This is a genomic window from Brevundimonas alba, from assembly GCF_011927945.1.
GTDB lineage: Bacteria > Pseudomonadota > Alphaproteobacteria > Caulobacterales > Caulobacteraceae > Brevundimonas > Brevundimonas alba.
Genome location: NZ_JAATJM010000002.1, coordinates 63,172 through 79,735, shown reverse-complemented (window position 1 = coordinate 79,735; position 16,564 = coordinate 63,172). Strand labels below are relative to the sequence as shown.

General features: G+C 69.3%; 16 protein-coding genes. 9 read left to right on the top strand and 7 right to left on the bottom strand.

Translation table 11 applies throughout. From position 1 onward, the window contains the following. Positions 1–81 precede the first annotated feature (81 nt). Genes GGQ87_RS10710 through GGQ87_RS10680 form a run of 7 tightly spaced genes read left to right on the top strand, consistent with a single transcriptional unit; the run spans position 82 to position 7,378 of the window. A complete protein-coding gene (locus GGQ87_RS10710; RefSeq protein WP_168047650.1) occupies positions 82–1,332 on the top strand; it encodes a hydrolase in 1,251 nt (416 codons plus the stop codon). A gap of 2 nt (positions 1,333–1,334) precedes the next feature. Then, the gene (locus GGQ87_RS10705; RefSeq protein ID WP_168047648.1) at positions 1,335–2,342 is read left to right on the top strand and encodes an arginine N-succinyltransferase; all 1,008 of its coding nucleotides are present in this window, start codon (positions 1,335–1,337) and stop codon (positions 2,340–2,342) included. A gap of 17 nt (positions 2,343–2,359) precedes the next feature. After that, positions 2,360–3,778 carry a succinylglutamate-semialdehyde dehydrogenase gene (gene astD, locus GGQ87_RS10700; RefSeq protein WP_168049196.1) on the top strand — a complete coding sequence of 473 codons (1,419 nt, stop codon included), beginning with the start codon at positions 2,360–2,362 and terminating at the stop codon, positions 3,776–3,778. Continuing rightward, positions 3,775–5,124 carry an N-succinylarginine dihydrolase gene (gene astB, locus GGQ87_RS10695; protein ID WP_168047646.1) on the top strand — a complete coding sequence of 450 codons (1,350 nt, stop codon included), beginning with the start codon at positions 3,775–3,777 and terminating at the stop codon, positions 5,122–5,124. The genes astD and astB overlap by 4 nt, the downstream gene beginning before the upstream one ends. After that, positions 5,121–5,540: a hypothetical protein gene (locus GGQ87_RS10690; RefSeq protein ID WP_168047644.1), complete on the top strand. Its 420-nt coding sequence runs from the start codon at positions 5,121–5,123 to the stop codon at positions 5,538–5,540. The genes astB and GGQ87_RS10690 overlap by 4 nt, the downstream gene beginning before the upstream one ends. Continuing rightward, entirely contained in the window at positions 5,528–6,073 is a 546-nt protein-coding gene (locus GGQ87_RS10685; RefSeq protein WP_168047642.1) for a GNAT family N-acetyltransferase, read from the top strand. The genes GGQ87_RS10690 and GGQ87_RS10685 overlap by 13 nt, the downstream gene beginning before the upstream one ends. Positions 6,074–6,085: 12 nt before the next feature. Further along, entirely contained in the window at positions 6,086–7,378 is a 1,293-nt protein-coding gene (locus GGQ87_RS10680) for an MFS transporter (RefSeq protein WP_168047640.1), read from the top strand. 12 nt (positions 7,379–7,390) lie between these two features. Here the strand turns inward: GGQ87_RS10680 and phhA are convergent, their stop codons facing one another. Then, positions 7,391–8,266 (bottom strand): phenylalanine 4-monooxygenase, encoded by an 876-nt coding sequence (phhA, locus tag GGQ87_RS10675; RefSeq protein WP_168047638.1) that lies wholly within the window; start codon positions 8,264–8,266, stop codon positions 7,391–7,393. A 79-nt stretch (positions 8,267–8,345) separates the two neighbouring features. After that, positions 8,346–8,660, bottom strand: coding sequence for a heat shock protein HspQ (hspQ, locus tag GGQ87_RS10670; protein ID WP_168047636.1), 315 nt, complete (start codon positions 8,658–8,660; stop codon positions 8,346–8,348). A 147-nt stretch (positions 8,661–8,807) separates the two neighbouring features. Here hspQ and GGQ87_RS10665 point away from each other — a divergent pair, with 147 nt between their 5' ends. Beyond that, a complete protein-coding gene (locus GGQ87_RS10665) occupies positions 8,808–9,920 on the top strand; it encodes a Ppx/GppA phosphatase family protein (protein WP_168049194.1) in 1,113 nt (370 codons plus the stop codon). A gap of 2 nt (positions 9,921–9,922) precedes the next feature. Here GGQ87_RS10665 and GGQ87_RS10660 read toward each other — a convergent pair whose 3' ends face one another. Genes GGQ87_RS10660 through gyrA form a run of 5 tightly spaced genes read right to left on the bottom strand, consistent with a single transcriptional unit; the run spans position 9,923 to position 15,846 of the window. Next, a complete protein-coding gene (locus GGQ87_RS10660; protein ID WP_168047634.1) occupies positions 9,923–10,822 on the bottom strand; it encodes a peptidylprolyl isomerase in 900 nt (299 codons plus the stop codon). A gap of 30 nt (positions 10,823–10,852) precedes the next feature. Beyond that, positions 10,853–11,692, bottom strand: coding sequence for a peptidylprolyl isomerase (locus GGQ87_RS10655; protein ID WP_209282540.1), 840 nt, complete (start codon positions 11,690–11,692; stop codon positions 10,853–10,855). A gap of 7 nt (positions 11,693–11,699) precedes the next feature. Next, positions 11,700–12,182, bottom strand: a complete 483-nt coding sequence (gene coaD, locus GGQ87_RS10650) for a pantetheine-phosphate adenylyltransferase (RefSeq protein ID WP_168047632.1) — start codon at positions 12,180–12,182, stop codon at positions 11,700–11,702. A gap of 51 nt (positions 12,183–12,233) precedes the next feature. Continuing rightward, on the bottom strand, positions 12,234–13,031 hold the full coding sequence (locus tag GGQ87_RS10645) for an aminotransferase class IV (protein WP_168047630.1): 798 nt from the start codon (positions 13,029–13,031) through the stop codon (positions 12,234–12,236). 19 nt (positions 13,032–13,050) lie between these two features. Next, positions 13,051–15,846, bottom strand: a complete 2,796-nt coding sequence (gene gyrA, locus GGQ87_RS10640; protein ID WP_245161573.1) for a DNA gyrase subunit A — start codon at positions 15,844–15,846, stop codon at positions 13,051–13,053. 125 nt (positions 15,847–15,971) lie between these two features. Between gyrA and GGQ87_RS10635 the strand changes: the two genes are divergently transcribed. After that, positions 15,972–16,547: a superoxide dismutase family protein gene (locus GGQ87_RS10635; RefSeq protein ID WP_168047626.1), complete on the top strand. Its 576-nt coding sequence runs from the start codon at positions 15,972–15,974 to the stop codon at positions 16,545–16,547. Positions 16,548–16,564 lie beyond the last annotated feature (17 nt).

Genomic DNA, 16,564 nt, shown 5'->3' with positions numbered 1-16,564 from the left:
CTATAAGGCCCCGGGGCCTGTGCAACGCACATTCCGTGCTCGCCTTCACCTTTGCCGCCCGCCCCGCTAGGGTCCGGGCGCATGCGGATTCTCCCTCACGACCAGGCCGTGCTCGACCATGTCGCGGCGCGAGAGGCGGCCATTGTCAGCCGGGCGGTCGACTGGGCGAACCTCAACTCTGGCAGTCGCAACGCGGCCGGTCTGGACCGGGTGCTGGATCGGCTTGAGAGCGCTGCGGGCTCGCTGGCGGCTGAGGTCAGGCGAGTGCCGACAGGCGGATCGGTCAATGTCGGCGACGACGGCGCGGTGCGCACCGAGGCCCATGCCGACGCCCTGCAAATCACGATGCGGCCCGACGCGCCGGTGCAGGTGGTCCTGACCGGCCACTACGACACCGTCTTCCCCATCGACAGCGCCTTCCAGACTGTCGTGACGCGCCCGGACGGCGCTCTGAATGGCCCCGGCATCGCCGACATGAAGGGCGGGATCAGCGTCCTTCTGGCGGCGCTCGAGGCGTTCGAAATCCATCCCGACAAGGCCGGCGTAGGCTGGACGGTGCTGCTGTCGCCGGACGAGGAGATCGGGTCGCCGGCCTCAGCCCCCTTGCTGGCTGAACTGGGGGCCCGCGGCCATGTCGGCATGACCTACGAGCCTGCCCTGACCGACGGCACGCTGGCCGGCGCCCGCAAGGGCAGCGGCAACTACCACCTGATCGTCACAGGCAAGGCCGCCCACGCGGGCCGCGCCTTCGACGATGGGGCCAACGCCGTCGCCGGCGCCGCCATTATCGCCGCCCGCCTGCACGCACTGAACGGCCAACGCGAGGGCGTCACCATCAATGTGGCGAAGATCGCGGGCGGCGGTCCTCTGAACGTCGTGGCCGACAACGCCGTGGTTCGGTTCAATGTCCGTGTTCCCGACAGGGCGGCATCGGACTGGATCGAGGCGACGGTGCGCCAGATCGCATCGGAACCGCCCTTCCCCGGCCTCACCCTCGACCTGCACGGCGGCATGACCCGCGCGCCCAAGCCGATGGACGCGTCCCAGTCGGCGCTGTTCGAGGCCGTTCGCGAGACCGGCGCCCTACTGGGCCAGACCCTCGCCTGGAAGCCGTCCGGCGGCGTCTGCGAGGGCAACAATCTGCACGCTGCCGGTCTGCCCAACATCGACACGCTCGGTGTCCTCGGGGGCGACATTCATTCGGATCAGGAGTTCGCCTGGCCCGCCAGCTTCGTCGAACGCGCCCAGCTCTCGGCGCTGATCCTGTGCAAGATCGCCTCGGGTGAGATCGACGCCCTCAAACTCAAGTCCCTGCGTCTGGAGACGATGTAACCATGCTCGTCGTCCGCCCCGCCGGCCCCTCCGACCTCGACCACCTCCTGGAGCTCGCCATCCTCAGTGGTCCCGGCTTCACCAGCCTGCCAGAGGATCCTGACCAGTTGTCGGAACGGCTTGAGGTCGGCCGCGACAGCTTCTCCGGCAAACTCAAGCCGGAGGAGTGCTGGTACACCCTGATGCTGGAGGAGTCGGACACCGGCGACGTGGATGGCGTCGGCTCGGTCAAGGCGGCCGTTGGGCTGGACCGGCCGTTCTTCTCGTTCCGGCTGGTCAACAACACCCAGTCGTCGCCCTCGCTGGGCGTGAAGCTGGATCACCAGACGCTGGTGCTGGTCAATGAATGCACCGGCTGGACCGAGGTGGGCTCGCTGTTCCTGAAGGCCGACCGGCGCAAGGGCGGCGCGGGACGGCTGCTCAGCCAGTCGCGCTACATGCTGATCGGCGCCCAGCCCGAGTTGTTCGCCGAACGGGTGCTGGCCGAGTTGCGCGGGGTCTTCACCCCGGACGGCGCCTGCCCCTTCTGGGATCACGTGGCTCACAAATTCTTCCCGATGGAGTTCGACGACGCCGACCGCATGACCGGCTCCACCGACAAGCAGTTCATCCTCGACCTGTCGCCGCGCCATCCGATCTATGTCGAACTGCTGCCCGAGGCGGCGCGCGCCGTGATCGGCAAGGTCCATCCACAGGGCGTGCCGGCCATGGCCCTGCTGGAGAGCGAGGGCTTCCGTCCCAACGGTCTGGTCGACATCTTCGACGCGGGCCCGACGGTCTGCTGCGACCGCGACCACATCCGCACCGTGCGCGACGCCCGCCGCCTGACCGCCCGCATCGCCGACGAGGTCGAGGCCGAACTGCCGGCGCTGATCTCCACCGACAGCGTCTCCGCCTTCCGCGCCGTGCGTCAGCGCGCCGCCGTCGAGGGGGATGCCGTCACCCTGAACCGCGAAACCGCCGACGCCCTCAAGGTGCGCGCCGGCGACACGGTGCGGGTCAAGTCGTGAGCGACTATCTGAACCCCATGACCCAGTTCCAGTCCATCGATCCCGCCACTGGCGACACCGTCTGGGAAGGTGCCGCAGCCTCCCTCGCCGAGGTGCAGGCCGCCGTTGATCGCGCCCGCGCCGCCTTCCCCGACTGGGCCGACCGGCCGCGGCAGGAGCGGATCGACGCCCTGAAACAGTATCAGGCGGTGCTCAAGGAACGCGCGCCGCAGATGGCCGAGGCCATCAGCCGCGAGACCGGCAAGGCGCTGTGGGAAACGGCGACCGAACTCACCGCCATGCAGGGCAAGGTCGACATCTCGATCCGCGCCTATGATGAGCGCACGGGCGAGCGGATGGCCGACACCGCCTTCGGACAGGCCGTCCTGCGCCACCGGCCGCACGGGGTCGCGGCGGTGCTGGGCCCGTTCAACTTCCCCGGCCACCTGCCCAACGGCCACATCGTCCCCGCCCTGCTGGCGGGCGACACCGTCGTCTTCAAGCCGTCGGAGGAGACGCCCCTGACGGGTCAGTTGATGGCCGAGGCCTTCGAGGCGGCCGACCTGCCTATGGGCGTCGTCAATGTGGTCCAAGGTGGGCGCGACACCGGCGCGGCCCTGCTCGACAGCGGCATCGACGCCCTGATGTTCACCGGCTCCGGCGCGGCGGGCGCGCATTTCCGGCGCAAATTCGCGGACAATCCGCACGTCATCCTCGCCCTCGAGCTGGGCGGCAACAATCCGCTGGTCGTCTGGGACGCCGCCGACGCCGAGGCGGTGGCGGGCATCGTGGTCCAGTCCGCCTTCATCACCACCGGCCAGCGCTGCTCCTGCGCCCGCCGGTTGATCGTGCCGGAGGGGCCGCAGGGCGACGCCATCGTCGAGGCGGTCGAGTCAATGGTTGATCGCCTGATCTTCGCGCCCTGGAATTCCACGCCGGAGCCCTATGCCGGCCCGCTGATCTCGCAGAAGGCGGCCGAGGGAGCGTTGAAGGCGCTGCAGGACCGCATCGACATGGGCGCCAAGGTCATCCGCGCCTCGGGTCCTGTCGGCAACCTGCCCGGCGCCTTCGTCAAGCCCGCCATCATCGACGTCACCGGCGTCGCCGTGCCGGACGAGGAGATGTTCGCCCCCTTCCTGTCGGTGACCCGCGTGTCGTCGTTCGACGCCGCCGTGGCCGAGGCCAACGCCACCCGCTACGGCCTGTCCGCCGGTCTCGTCAGCGACGACCCGGCCAACTGGCAGAGCTTCATCCGCCGCATCCGCGCGGGCGTCGTGAACTTCAACCGCCCGACCACCGGCGCCGCCGGCGACATGCCGTTCGGCGGTCTCGGCGCCAGTGGCAACCACCGGCCGTCCGCCTACTACGCCGCCGACTACTGCGCCTATCCGGTGGCCAGTTTCGAGGCGGCGGCGGTGAAGAATATCGAAAGCGAGATCAAGGGTCTGCAGGCATGAGCTCGACCGCGGTCGAAGCCAACGCCGACGGCCTGATCGGCCCGACCCACTCCTATGCCGGCCTGTCGCCCGGCAACCTCGCCTCCAGCCTCAACGCCGGCGAGGCGTCCAACCCGCGCGCGGCCGTGCTGCAAGGGCTCGACAAGATGAAGCGGCTCGCCGACCTCGGCCTGCCCCAGTTCGTCCTGCCGCCGCACGAGCGGCCGAACATCCCGTTCCTGCGCAGCCTCGGCTTCACCGGCTCCGACGCCGCCGTTCTGGAGGCGGCATGGAAGACTGCCCCCTCATTCGCTGCCGCTGCCTGCTCCGCCTCCCCCATGTGGGCCGCCAACGCCGCCACGGTGACGCCCAGCGCAGACGCCGCGGACGGCCGGGTGCATCTCACGCCGGCCAATCTGATCACCAATCTGCACCGCTCGCTGGAGCATGAGCAGACGAAGCGCTCGCTGGACGCCCTCTTCCCCGACCTGGAGCGGTTCGCGGTGCACGAGGCCCTGCCCTCCGTCGCCCACCTCGCGGACGAGGGCGCGGCCAATCACGTCCGGCTGTGCGCCGACCACGGCGAGCCCGGCGTCAACCTGCTGGTATGGGGCCGCGAGGCCTGGGAGCATTGGGAAGGCCGCTATCCCGCCCGCCAGACGCGAGAGGCCTCCGAGGCTATCGCCCGCCGCCACGGCGCGTCCGGAGTGGTCCTCGCCCGGCAGTCCGCCGCGGCGATCGCCGGCGGGACCTTCCACAACGACGTCGTCTGCGTGGGCGCGCTGGACACCCTGTTCTTCCACGAGCTCGCCTTCGAGCACACGGGCCGCACGCTCGACGCCATCCGCCGCGCCGCCGACGGCCGGTTCGAGCCGGTCTTCGTCGAGGTCCCCGCCGCCGACCTGCCGCTGGCGGACGCCATCTCCAGCTACATCTTCAACTCCATGCTGGTGCGGATTCCGGGCGAGGATCGCCTGACCCTCATCTGCCCGACCGAGACCCGCGACAACGCCCGCAGTCACGCCGTGGCGGAAGCGCTGGCCGCTTCCAATGGTCCCATCGGCCGCGTCGAATACGTCGATGTGCGCCAGTCGATGCGCAATGGCGGCGGCCCCGCCTGCCTGCGCCTGCGCGTCGCCCTGACCGAGGCCGAGTTGGCGGCGACCAACCCCGCCATGCGCATGACGGACGAGCTCCACGCCCGCCTGTCGATCTGGGGGGCGACCTGGTACCGCGACACCCTCAGCCCCGCCGACCTCGCTGATCCCGCCCTGCTCGACGAAAGCCGCGGCGCGCTGGACGAACTGACCTCGATCCTCGAACTCGGCTCCGGCTTCTATCCGTTTCAGCGGGACGCGCGGCAGTGACCAATCCGTGGCTCGTGGCGGGCGGCTTGCTCAGCGCGGGGGCCTCGGCGGCGCATCTGACCATTATCGTCGGCGGCCCTCGCTGGTACGCCTTCTTCGGCGCCGGACCCCGCATGGTTCGGCTGGCCGAGCAGGGATCGCCCAAGGCGGCGCTGATCACCCTTGGCATCGCCGTCGTGCTCGCCGCTTGGGCCGCCTGGGCCTTTTCCGGCGCCGGCCTGATCCCACGCCTGCCGCTGCTGAAGCTGGGCCTCGCGGCGATCACCGCCATCTACCTGCTTCGTGCGGTGGGCTACGTCCCGGCGCTCTACGCCACAGGCGCGACTGTCGGCGCCTTCGCCTGGATCAGCTCGGCCATCGTCGCCCTCTACGCCGCCGTGCACCTGGTGGGGACGCTGCAGCTATGGCGAGCCTGACCCACCGCGTCGCCACCGAGGCCGACATCCCGGCGCTCGTCGCCCTGATGGACCGCGCCATTTCCGGCCCGCTGGCCGACTTCCTCACGCCCGACCAGATCGCCGCCAGCCGCAAGCTGATGGGCCTCGACAGCCAGATCATCGCCGACCGCACCTATTTCATCGTCGAGAGCGGCGACGTCCTCGCCGGCTGCGGCGGCTGGAGCGGCCGGATCACCACCTACGGCGGCGACCATACGCCGGGCCGTATTCCCGCGCCCCTGACGCCCGGCGTCGACGCCGCCCGCGTCCGCGCCATGTACACCGCCCCGGAGTTCCTGCGGCAGGGCGTCGGCCGCCTGATCCTGTCCCTGTGCGAGCAGGCCGCCAGCGCGGCCGGCTACGACCGCGTCGAACTGGTCGCGACCCTGGGCGGCGAACCCTTGTACCTCTCGGCCGGTTACCGCGAGATCGAACGGTTCGAGGACGACCGCGGCGGCGCGCCCGTGCCGCTGGTCAGGATGGGCAAACAACTGGATGATGCCACGCTCTGAGGGGGATCTGCGATGACTGACGCCGCCATGTCGCCGGCCCGCCGCCTGCGCAACATCCTCGGCGGATCGGCCGGCAATCTGGTCGAGTGGTTCGACTGGTACGCCTACGCCGCCTTCACCCTGTACTTCGCCCCCGTCTTCTTCCCCAAGGGCGACTCGACCGCCCAGCTGCTCAGCACCGCCGCCGTCTTCGCCGTGGGGTTCCTGATGCGGCCCGTCGGGGCCTGGATCATGGGTGTTTATTCCGACCGCAAGGGGCGCAAGGCCGGCCTGACCCTCTCCGTCACCCTGATGTGCACCGGCAGCCTGATCATCGCCTGCACCCCCGGCTATGCGGCCATCGGCATCGCCGCCCCGGCTCTGCTGCTGTTTGCCCGCATGCTGCAGGGCCTCAGCGTCGGCGGCGAATACGGGTCATCCGCCACCTACCTGTCCGAGATGGCCACGAAGAACCACCGCGGGTTCTGGTCCAGCTTCCAGTATGTGACGCTGATCTCGGGCCAGCTTCTGGCCCTGATGCTGCTGATCCTGCTGCAGAACACCCTCAGCGAGGCCGATCTCGCGTCGTGGGGCTGGCGCATTCCCTTCTTCGTCGGCGCGGCGCTGGCGGTGATCGTCTTCTGGCTCCGGCGCCGCCTCGACGAGACCAAGGCCTTCGTCGCCTCCGATGCCGATGCGACGCCCAAATCCAGCGCCCTGCTGCTGTTCGTCAAACATCCGAAGGAGGCGCTGCTGGTCATGGGCCTGACCGCCGGCGGCACGCTCGCCTTCTACGCCTACACGACCTACCTGCAGAAATTCCTCGTCAACACGACCGGCTTCTCCAAGACCACGGCGACCGAGATCAGCGCCGCCGCCCTGTTCATCTTCATGTGCCTTCAGCCCGCCGTGGGCGCCCTGTCCGACCGTATCGGGCGCAAGCCGGTGATGATCGCCTTCGGGGTGCTCGGCGTCCTGCTGACCGTGCCGATCATGACCGCGCTGGCCCGGGTCGACAGCCCGTTCATAGCCTTCCTGCTGGCCCTGTCCGCGCTGGTGATCGTCAGCGGCTACACCTCGATCAACGCCGTGGTGAAGGCCGAGCTGTTCCCCGCCCATATCCGCGCGCTCGGCGTCGCCCTGCCATACGCCATCGCCAATGCGGCCTTCGGCGGTACGGCGGAATACGTGGCCCTCTGGCTCAAGGGCGAGGGCATCGAGAGCGTCTTCTTCTGGTACGTGACCGGCATGATCGGCGTGTCGCTGCTGGTCTATCTCTTCATGCGCGACACCAGGCATCATAGCCTGATCGCACACGACGACTGAACCCGCCGCGGTTCAGGCGGCGAAGCGTCCGCCCCCCACGGCATAGGCCTGCGTTCCCCGCGTCAACACGGGGTCCGCCGGCAGGACGGCCTCGATGGCGATGTCCTCCGCCCCCTTCAGCCGGTCATAGATCGGGCCGAAATCCTTCAGCGTCTCGCGCTTCAGCTGGTCGATGCTGTCGATCACGAAATAGACCTGCTGGAAGTCGTCGATCCGGTACAGCGTCCGCATCACCCGCTCGAGATCGAAGCCCAGCCGGTTCGGCGAAGGGTCTTCCAACGCGAACACGCTCTCCGTCGCCGACGACACGATCCCGGCGCCATAGATGCGCAGTCCGCCCGCGTCCTGCATCAGGCCGAACTCGACCGTGTACCAGTACAGCCGCGCCAGATTCTGCAGCATGCCCAGCGACGCCGCCCGCTGCCCGCCCTTGCCATAGGCCTCCATATAGGCGGCGAAATCCGGGTCGGTCAGCATCGGCACATGGCCGAATACGTCGTGGAAGATGTCCGGCTCCTGCAGGTAGTCCAGCTGGTCCGGCTTGCGGATGAACTGACCCGACGGGAAGCGGCGGTTGGCCAGATGGTCGAAGAAGACCTCGTCCGGCACCAGACCCGGCACGCAGACCACGGTCCAGCCCGTCAGCGCCTGCAGCTTCGGGTTCATCGTCTCGAAATCGGGGATGCCGCCGGTGTTCAGGTCCAGCGCCGTCAGCCCCTTCAGGAAGACATCGGCGGCCCGGCCGGGCAGGATCTTCATCTGGCGGGCGTAGAGGGTGTCCCAGGTCGAATGCTCGACCTCGGTATAGGCGCCCCAGTTCTGGGGAATGGTCCAGTCGGCGGCCGCGCCCTCGGGCGGCGTTTCGAAGACGTGCTCGAAATCGGACATGGACGCGCTCCTGCTACCTTCGGGCTCTGGCGGCCCTTTGACGCCAATCTAGAACTCCGGCGCGGGCCACGCCAGCGCGTCAGTGAATGGCGTGCGCCTTGGGGGCGTAACGGCCGCGGGAGTCCACATTGAACCAGCGGCTCTCCGCCTCGCGGGTCACCGCCGACAGCTCCGGGTCATGCTCCAGCGCATCCTCGGGCGCATAGGCGACGAAGCCGCCCTCGGCGCCCAGCGCCAGCACCTGATAGAACGGCTGATCGGGCGAGACAGAGCCCGTGTCCGCCCGGTTGCCGGAGAACACGGGGTCGACGTCGATCACCACGCCGCGGAACGCCGCTTCGCGGTGACGGACGATCTGCCCAAGGCCGAATTTGGCGACGATCTGATCGGTCATGAGGGGCAGAATGCGCTCCGCAACCTGAGCCGCATCCCGACCACGCCGTTCATTTTCGCGTCACGGTCCTTGGCGGCGGAGACAAGGCCGGTCTAGGTTGCTCGGGACGGGCGCCGCTTCGGACCGCCCACCGTGAAAGTTCGGCCCATGCCGGAGACCGACGACGCGCCCCGCGGCGCCTCGCGGTCCCAGCGATCCGGGTCCGGCGGCCAGCGCGCCCGTGGCGGCGCCTCCGACGGCACCGGCGCATCAGGTCGGGAGCCGCCCCTCTACGGGGCGCTCGATCTGGGGACCAACAACTGCCGCCTGCTGATCGCCCGACCGGCGCGGGACGGCTTCCGCGTGGTCGATTCCTTCAGCCGCATCGTCCGCCTCGGCGAAGGCCTGTCTCGGACCGGCAGGCTCGATGACGCGGCCATGGAGCGGGCCTATGAGGCGCTCGTCCTGTGCGGCGAGCGGGTCGCCAGAAAGGGCGTCGAGTCCGTCCGGCTCATGGCGGTCGCGACCCAGGCCTGCCGACAGGCGGAGAACGGCCCCGCCTTCATCGAACGGGTGCGGCAGGGCACCGGGCTGCGTCTGCGGATCATCGATCCGATCGAAGAGGCCAAGCTGGCGGTCGAAGGCTGTCTGAACCTGTTCGACGACAAGGCCGAGGCCGTGCTGGTCGTCGATGTCGGCGGCGGCTCCACCGAGCTCAGCTGGCTGAAACGCACCGACGGCGCCTTCGTGCTGGAGGGCTGGATGTCGGCCCCGATCGGCGTCGTCACCCTCGCCGAGCGTCACCCCGAACCGGTCGGCGCAACACCGGAAACGCTCGACGCCTGGTACGAGGCGATGGTTGTCGACATGGGCGAGGCCCTGTCGAAATCACCGATCGATCCCGCCCTGCGCGAGGTTTTCGCCGCGGGCCGGGCTCATCTGGTCGGCACTTCGGGCGCCATCACCAGCCTCGCCGGCATCCACCTCAGCCTGCGCCGCTATCAGCGCAATCTGGTCGATGGACTGTGGATGACCCGTGGCGACTGCGAGAAGGCCGCTGATCGGCTGATGCAACTGGGGCCGGACGGACGCGCCGCCGAATCCTGCATCGGCCCCGACCGCGCCGATCTGGTCCTCGCCGGCGCTGCCATCATGGAGGCGGTCCAGCGCGCATGGCCGTCGGAGCGGGTCAGGGTCGCCGACCGCGGCCTGCGCGAGGGTCTGCTGCTGCAGAAGATGCGCGAGGATCGCCGTCCGCGCCGTCGCCGTCGCCGCCGCTGACCCTAGTTGGTGACCTGCACCGGCAGGGTCACGTCGCAGGCCGAGAAGTCCGCGCCCCGCGCCGTCCGGGCTTCCTCGATCAGGGCCCGGAAACGGGGCGTGCCGGGGGCCAGCACCTCGACTGCCGGCCGCTCGGCCTCGGGAATGTCCGCCGCGACCCGCACCCGCGTCATCCGGTCCGGCTGGGCCGAGGCCATCATGCCGTTCTCGCCGTCTCCGACCTGCAGCGCGCGCACCACATCCAGTCCGCCGACCGTCATGCCCCAGATGGTGTAGCGCTTGTCGAGCGCGGGATAGGCCTGCCGCATGATGAAGAACTGGCTGTTGGCGGTGTCATTGCCCTCGTCGCGGGCCATGCCGGCCACGCCGGGGCAGTACAGGCCCCAGCCGTGCACCTTGCCGTCGCCGCTCGTGGCGAACACTGCGTCGGGCTGGGTCTGGATCGGCAGGGAGTGCAGGTAGCCGACACGCGCGCCCGCCGGTTCGGCGGCGGCGGCGAACGGCATGGCCGCGTCGCGGCGGAAGGTGAACTCGGCCTTCAGGTCCGGGAACGGGCTCTGGCCCTCGCCATTGCCCAGCGGATCGCCCGTCTGGGCCATGAAGGTGTCGATCACCCGGTGCCACGGGATGTTGTCGTAGAATCCGCGTCGGGCCAGCAGCTTGATCCGCTCGACGTGCAGCGGCGCGACCTCCGGCATCAGCTCCAGCAGGATACGGCCTTTGGTCGTGTCGATCACCAGCAGGTTCTCGGCCGGGACCGCCCGCCATTCCGTCGCGGCGATGGTCGTCTCTGGCGTCGGGGGCGGGGGTGGAGGCGGCGTCCCGCCGGCGTCCTGCGCCAGAACAGGCGCCGCCAGCAGCATCGCGGCGATGGCGGCGGCCAGCACGGTCTTGGAAGTCATCGCATCCTCCCCAGGATCAGACGGTCTTGGTCAGCCCCCGACGACCTCGGCGGGCGGCTGTACATCGCAGATATCGAAGGCGGCCCCACGGCGGGTCCGGACCCGCTCGATCTCGGCCTGCAGCGAGGCGCCGGTCGCGACACGCACGGCGGGGCGTTCACCCTGCGGCATCGAGGCGGCGGTGCGGGTGCGGGTCATCACGTCGGGATCGGCGACCGCGCCGTTCTCGGCCTCGGAGCCGGCCTTGATCGCCCGGACCACATCCATGCCCGCGACTACCCGCCCGAACGGCGTATATTTGCCGTTCAGTTCGTCCTTCGGCCCGGTCATCAGGAAGAACTGGCTGTTGGCGCTGTCGGGCGAGCTGGCCCGCGCCATGCCGGCGACTCCGGGGCAGAACAGCCCCTGCGCCCGCGCCTTGAAGTCGGCCGTCACCATCATCTGGGCGTCCGGCTGGGTGACCACGGGCACGGAGCCGACCAGACCCGCCTGTCCCTGCGCCGTCGGCGCGACCGGAACGAAGCCGGCGTCTCTGCCGCGCCGGAACTCGAACTCTCCGGCCAGATCGGGCAGTTCGCTGCCGCCCTGCCCCGTGCCCTGCGGATCGCCGGTCTGAGCCATGAAGTCCGGGATCACCCGGTGAAACTTCAGCCCGTCGTAGAAGCCCTGATCCGCCAGGGTGCGGATGCGGTTCACCGCCTGTGGGGCCACTCGCGGATCCATCTCGACCAGTATGCGGCCGTGAACGGTGTCGATGACCAGCAGATTCTCGGGCGCAACGGTGCGCCAGTCGCCTGCAGCGGTCTGGGAAATCGCCGGCGCGGCGGCCAGCAACGAAAGCGAAAGCGCGGCGGCGGTGACGATCTTCAAGCTCTGACTATCCCTGAACCTTGGCCCGGACCGCCGCGGCGACGTTGGGGCTGACGAAACTGTCGATCGCGCCGTCCAGACGGGCGATCTCCTTGACCAGCCGCGAGGCGATCGCCTGGTGCCGCGGGTCGGCCATCAGGAAGACCGTCTCGATGTCGGCATTGAGGCGCTGGTTCATCGCCGTCATCTGGAACTCGTATTCGAAGTCCGCGACGGCGCGCAGGCCCCGCACGATGATGCTGGCGTCCAGCGACTCGGCGAAATGCATCAGCAGGCTGTCGAACGGCCGCACCTCGACCTTGTCGCCGAGGTGCGCCACCTCGGCGCGGACCATCACCACGCGCTCGTCCGTCGAGAACAGCGGGCCCTTGTCGTCGTTGCGCGCCACGCCGATGACCAGCCGGTCGACCAGCTTCACCGCGCGTCCGATGATGTCCATATGCCCGTTGGTGACGGGATCGAATGTGCCTGGGTACAGGCCGATGCGCATCGATGGTCTCCCCGCCCTTTGGTCCGGTTTAGCAGGTGCGAAACGGACGGCCTAGATCGGCTGACAGGGCTGTGAAGCCCATGCCGCGTTCAGCGCCTCCAGCGGCGCCGGCCCCAATGAAAGCCCGTCGATCGAGGCCACCGGACAGGCGGGCGTCGCGCTGTTGCAGATGAAGGCCGCGTCGAACGACGACAGGTCAGCCAGCGTCAGCGGAGCCGTCACGCCGGTCAGGCCAACCCCTTCGAGCCCGCGCTGCACCAGCGCCTGCGCCACGCCCGCCAGCATCGGCGCCTGCGGCCACAGCACCTCACGGCCCCGGATAAAGCCGATGTTCCACAAGCTGCCCTCCGACACCCGTCCCTCCGCATCCACGAACAGGGCATCGTCGAAGCCGGCGGCCCGCGCCGCGCGCCTCGCCCGGATCAGTCCGAAGGTCGCCACATGCTTCAGATGCGCCGCCTCGCGCGCATAGACCTGCGTCTGGAGCCTCAGACTGTCCGCCAGCGGCGGCGGCGGCGGAAAGGTCGCTGTCATCACCTTCGGCCGGCCCGTCCACGCGGGCTGTCTGGGCGACATCTCCGGCGAGAACAGGCTAACCCGCAGCCAGCAGTCGCGCCGGTCGCCCACCGCCGCCCGCATGAACGCCCGCAGCCGCGGCTCGCCCACCGTCTCGCCGAACAGCTCCAGCGCCGAGGCTTCCAGCCTCTCGATATGCAGATCGAGCCCCCGCACGCGGCCCTTTTCCACCCGGAAGGAGGTGTATGCGCCGTAGTTGACCAGCGCCACATGGGTCAGGTCCGCCGCCTTGGCGGGGACGCCATCGATCAGGATGTCTCCGGCGTCCGCCATCAAGCCCCCGAACGGTCGGTCAGCTCTCGCCGCCGCCCTCGTTCCCGTCGGCCTCGCCACCCTCGACCGCGCCTTCCACACCCGTCTCGAGGTCATCGTCGCCGCCGGAATCCGGCAGGCGCTCGACCGACACGACCCGCTCGCCCTCCGCGGTGCGGAAGATGGTCACGCCCTGGCTGGAGCGGCCGACGATGCGGACCTGCTTCATTGGCGTCCGGATCATCTGCCCGCCCGAGGTGACCAGCAACAGGTCGTCGCCCTCCTCGACGGGGAAGGACGCCGCCAGACGCGTTCCCGCGCGACCGCCCAGCCCGTGCGCCGTCAGCCCCTGCCCGCCGCGACCGGTGCGGCGATATTCATAGGCCGACGACCGCTTGCCGAAGCCCGTCTCAGTGACGGTCAGGATAAACTGCTCCGCAGCGCCCAGTTCGGCGATCCGCTCGACGGACAGGGCGGCTTCCGCCACCGCCTCGTCGTCGGCCTCCACCGGCGTGTCGTCCTCGTCGCCCGCAGCGCGGCGCATGGCGTTGGCGTATTTGACGTAGGCGGCCCGCTCTTCCGGCGTCGCATCGACCCGGCCCAGCACGGCCATCGAGATGACCTCGTCGCCGGCCTGCAGACGCACGCCGCGCACACCAGTGGAATCCCGGCCCTTGAACACCCGCACGTCGTCGGCCTTGAAGCGGATCGCCCGGCCCAGGGCCGTCGTCAGCATGACGTCGGCCTCGGCGGTGCACAGGGCCACGCCGACCATCCGGTCGCCGTCTTCCAGCTTCATGGCGATCTTGCCGGCCCGGTTGACGGTGGCGAAGTCGCTCAGCTTGTTGCGGCGCACGTCGCCCGACTTCGTGGCGAACATGATGTCATAGTCAGCCCAGTCCGCCTCGTCCTCCGGCAGCGGAAGCACGTTCATGATGCTGTCGCCCGGCTCGATCGGCAGCAGGTTCACGAACGCCTTGCCGCGCGACTGCGGGTTGCCCAGCGGCAGCCGCCAGGTCTTCAGCTTGTAGGCCTTGCCGTTGGTGGCGAAGAACAGCACCGGCGTGTGGGTCGAGGCCGAGAAGACGCCGACGACGGCGTCGTCCTCCTTCATCGCCACGCCCGAGCGGCCCTTGCCGCCGCGATGCTGGGTCCGGTAGGCGTTCAGCGCCACCCGCTTGACGTAGCCGCCGTGGGTCACGGTGACGACCATGTCCTCGCGCGGGATCAGGTCTTCGTCTTCCAGTTCGAAGTCGCCGTCGCCGATCATGGTCCGCCGCGGCACGGCGAACTCCTTCTTCACCTCCAGCAGATCCTCGCGGATCACGGCCAGGATGTTGGCCCGGTCCGACAGCAGGGTCAGGTGGCCCTGAATGGTGTCGGCCAGACTGCGGGCCTCGCCGAAGATGTCGTCGCGGCCCAGACCGGTCAGACGGCTCAGCGTCAGCGCCAGAATGGCGCGCGCCTGCTCGTCCGTCAGGTTCAGCTTGTCGCCGTCGACCAGCATGGAGCGCGGGTCGGCGATCAGTTCGATCAGGGCGATCATGTCGCCCACCGGCCAGCTCTTGCCCTGCAGCCGCTCGCGCGCCTCGGTCGGATCGGCCGAGGAGCGGATGATGTGGATGACCTCGTCGATATTGGCCACGGCGACGGCCAGACCGACCAGCACGTGGCCGCGGTCGCGTGCCTTGGCCAGTTCGAACTTGATGCGCCGGACCACGACCTCTTCGCGGAACTCGAGGAAGGCTTCCAGCAGCTGGCGCAAGCCCATCTGCTCGGGCCGGCCGTGGTTCAGCGCCAGCATGTTGACGCCGAACGAGCTCTGCATGGCGGTGAAGCGCCACAGCTGGTTCAGCACCACGTCGCCGGACGCGTCGCGCTTCAGCTCGATCACCATCCGCATGCCGTCACGGTCGGATTCGTCGCGGACGTCGGAGATGCCCTCGATCCGCTTCTCGCGGACCATTTCGACGATGCGCTCGATCAGGGTCTGTTTGTTGACCTGGAACGGCAGCTCGGTGACGACGATGGCCTCGCGGTCCTTGCGGATCGTCTCGATGCTGGCCTTGCCGCGCACGATGACCGAGCCACGGCCCTCGCGCAGGGCGTTGCGCGGCGCCGAACGGCCCATGATCTCGCCGCCGGTCGGGAAGTCCGGCCCCGGGACGATATCCAGCAGCGAATCGTCGGCGATGTTTGGATCGTCCAGCAGCGCGACGCAGGCGTCGACGATTTCGCCGAGGTTATGCGGCGGGATGTTGGTGGCCATGCCGACGGCGATGCCGCCCGCGCCATTGACCAGCAGGTTCGGAATCCGGGCCGGCAGGACGACCGGCTCCAGCTCCTTCTCGTCGTAGTTCGGCTGGAAATCGACGGTGTCCTTGTCGATGTCGGTCAGCAGGGCCGAGGCGGCCGGGGCCATCCGGGCCTCGGTGTATCGCATCGAAGCCGGCATATCGCCGTCGACCGAGCCGAAATTGCCCTGGCCGTCGACGAGCATCAGTCCCATCGAGAACGGCTGGGCCATGCGCACCAGCGCCATATAGACCGAGGCGTCGCCGTGCGGGTGGAAGCGGCCCAGCACGTCGCCGACGACGCGCGCGCATTTCGAATAGGCGCGGTCCGGCGTCATCTTCAGGTCGTGCATCGAATACAGGATGCGGCGGTGCACCGGCTTCAGCCCGTCCCTCGCGTCCGGCAGGGCGCGCGAGACGATGACGCTCATGGCGTAGTCGAGATACGAGCGGCGCAGCTCGTCCTCGATCGTGATGGTGGAGATATCGCCGCCTGCGCCCGATGACGGGGGCAGGGCGTTGGTATAGCTGTCGTCGGTCAAGGAAATCGGGCTTTGAATGGCCGGAATCGGAACGTGATCCGCTAACGGGTTTTCTAGCATCCGGGGGCTGTGGTGGCAAAGCGAAGCCGCCGTTCCGCGCCCCTTCCACACAGGGATTTTGAACCATGCGCGCCTCCCGCCTCGCCCGCCTCGCCGCCCTGCCCCTGATGGCCACGCTCGGGGCCTGCGTCAGCGTCACCGAGAACGACTACTCGGACCGTCCGGAGCGGGCTTCCGTGGGCGATTTCGGCGAGGCGACGCTGAGGAACGCGGCGGGCGCCAACGTCGGCCGGGCCATCCTGACGCAAGGCCCCACCGGCCTCCTGATCCGCATCGAGGCTGACGGCCTGACCCCCGGCTGGCACGGCGCCCACATCCACGCCACCGGCCAGTGCGCCGCCCCCTTCACCTCGGCCGGCGGTCACATCAACCACGGCGAACCCAAGGCCCCGCACGGCCTGCTCAATGCCCAGGGCCCCGACGACGGCGACCTGCCGAACGTCTATGCCGACGCCCAGGGCCGCGTCCGCGCCGAGATCTTCACCACGGAAGCGCGCATCGCCTCCAGCGGTCCCGGCCAGTGGCTGTGGGACGCCGACGGCTCAGCCCTCGTCATCCACGCCAACATGGACGACCACACCAGCCAGCCCATCGGCGGGGCCGGAGATCGCGTCATTTGTGGCGTGATGGCCGCCGGATAGGCGAAGAGGCTTGATAT

Bases quoted from the DNA above. Each gene is read 5' to 3' on its own strand.
- phhA (WP_168047638.1), bottom strand. From the start codon at position 8,266: ATGTCCGATTTCGAGCACGTCTTCGAAACGCCGCCCGAGGGCGCGGCC.
- GGQ87_RS10665 (WP_168049194.1), top strand. From the start codon at position 8,808: ATGCCGGAGACCGACGACGCGCCCCGCGGCGCCTCGCGGTCCCAGCGA.
- GGQ87_RS10635 (WP_168047626.1), top strand. From the start codon at position 15,972: ATGCGCGCCTCCCGCCTCGCCCGCCTCGCCGCCCTGCCCCTGATGGCC.
- astB (WP_168047646.1), top strand. From the start codon at position 3,775: ATGAGCTCGACCGCGGTCGAAGCCAACGCCGACGGCCTGATCGGCCCG.
- GGQ87_RS10710 (WP_168047650.1), top strand. From the start codon at position 82: ATGCGGATTCTCCCTCACGACCAGGCCGTGCTCGACCATGTCGCGGCG.
- hspQ (WP_168047636.1), bottom strand. From the start codon at position 8,660: ATGACCGATCAGATCGTCGCCAAATTCGGCCTTGGGCAGATCGTCCGT.
- coaD (WP_168047632.1), bottom strand. From the start codon at position 12,182: ATGCGCATCGGCCTGTACCCAGGCACATTCGATCCCGTCACCAACGGG.
- GGQ87_RS10660 (WP_168047634.1), bottom strand. From the start codon at position 10,822: ATGACTTCCAAGACCGTGCTGGCCGCCGCCATCGCCGCGATGCTGCTG.
- GGQ87_RS10645 (WP_168047630.1), bottom strand. From the start codon at position 13,031: ATGGCGGACGCCGGAGACATCCTGATCGATGGCGTCCCCGCCAAGGCG.
- GGQ87_RS10680 (WP_168047640.1), top strand. From the start codon at position 6,086: ATGACTGACGCCGCCATGTCGCCGGCCCGCCGCCTGCGCAACATCCTC.
- GGQ87_RS10685 (WP_168047642.1), top strand. From the start codon at position 5,528: ATGGCGAGCCTGACCCACCGCGTCGCCACCGAGGCCGACATCCCGGCG.
- astD (WP_168049196.1), top strand. From the start codon at position 2,360: ATGACCCAGTTCCAGTCCATCGATCCCGCCACTGGCGACACCGTCTGG.
- GGQ87_RS10705 (WP_168047648.1), top strand. From the start codon at position 1,335: ATGCTCGTCGTCCGCCCCGCCGGCCCCTCCGACCTCGACCACCTCCTG.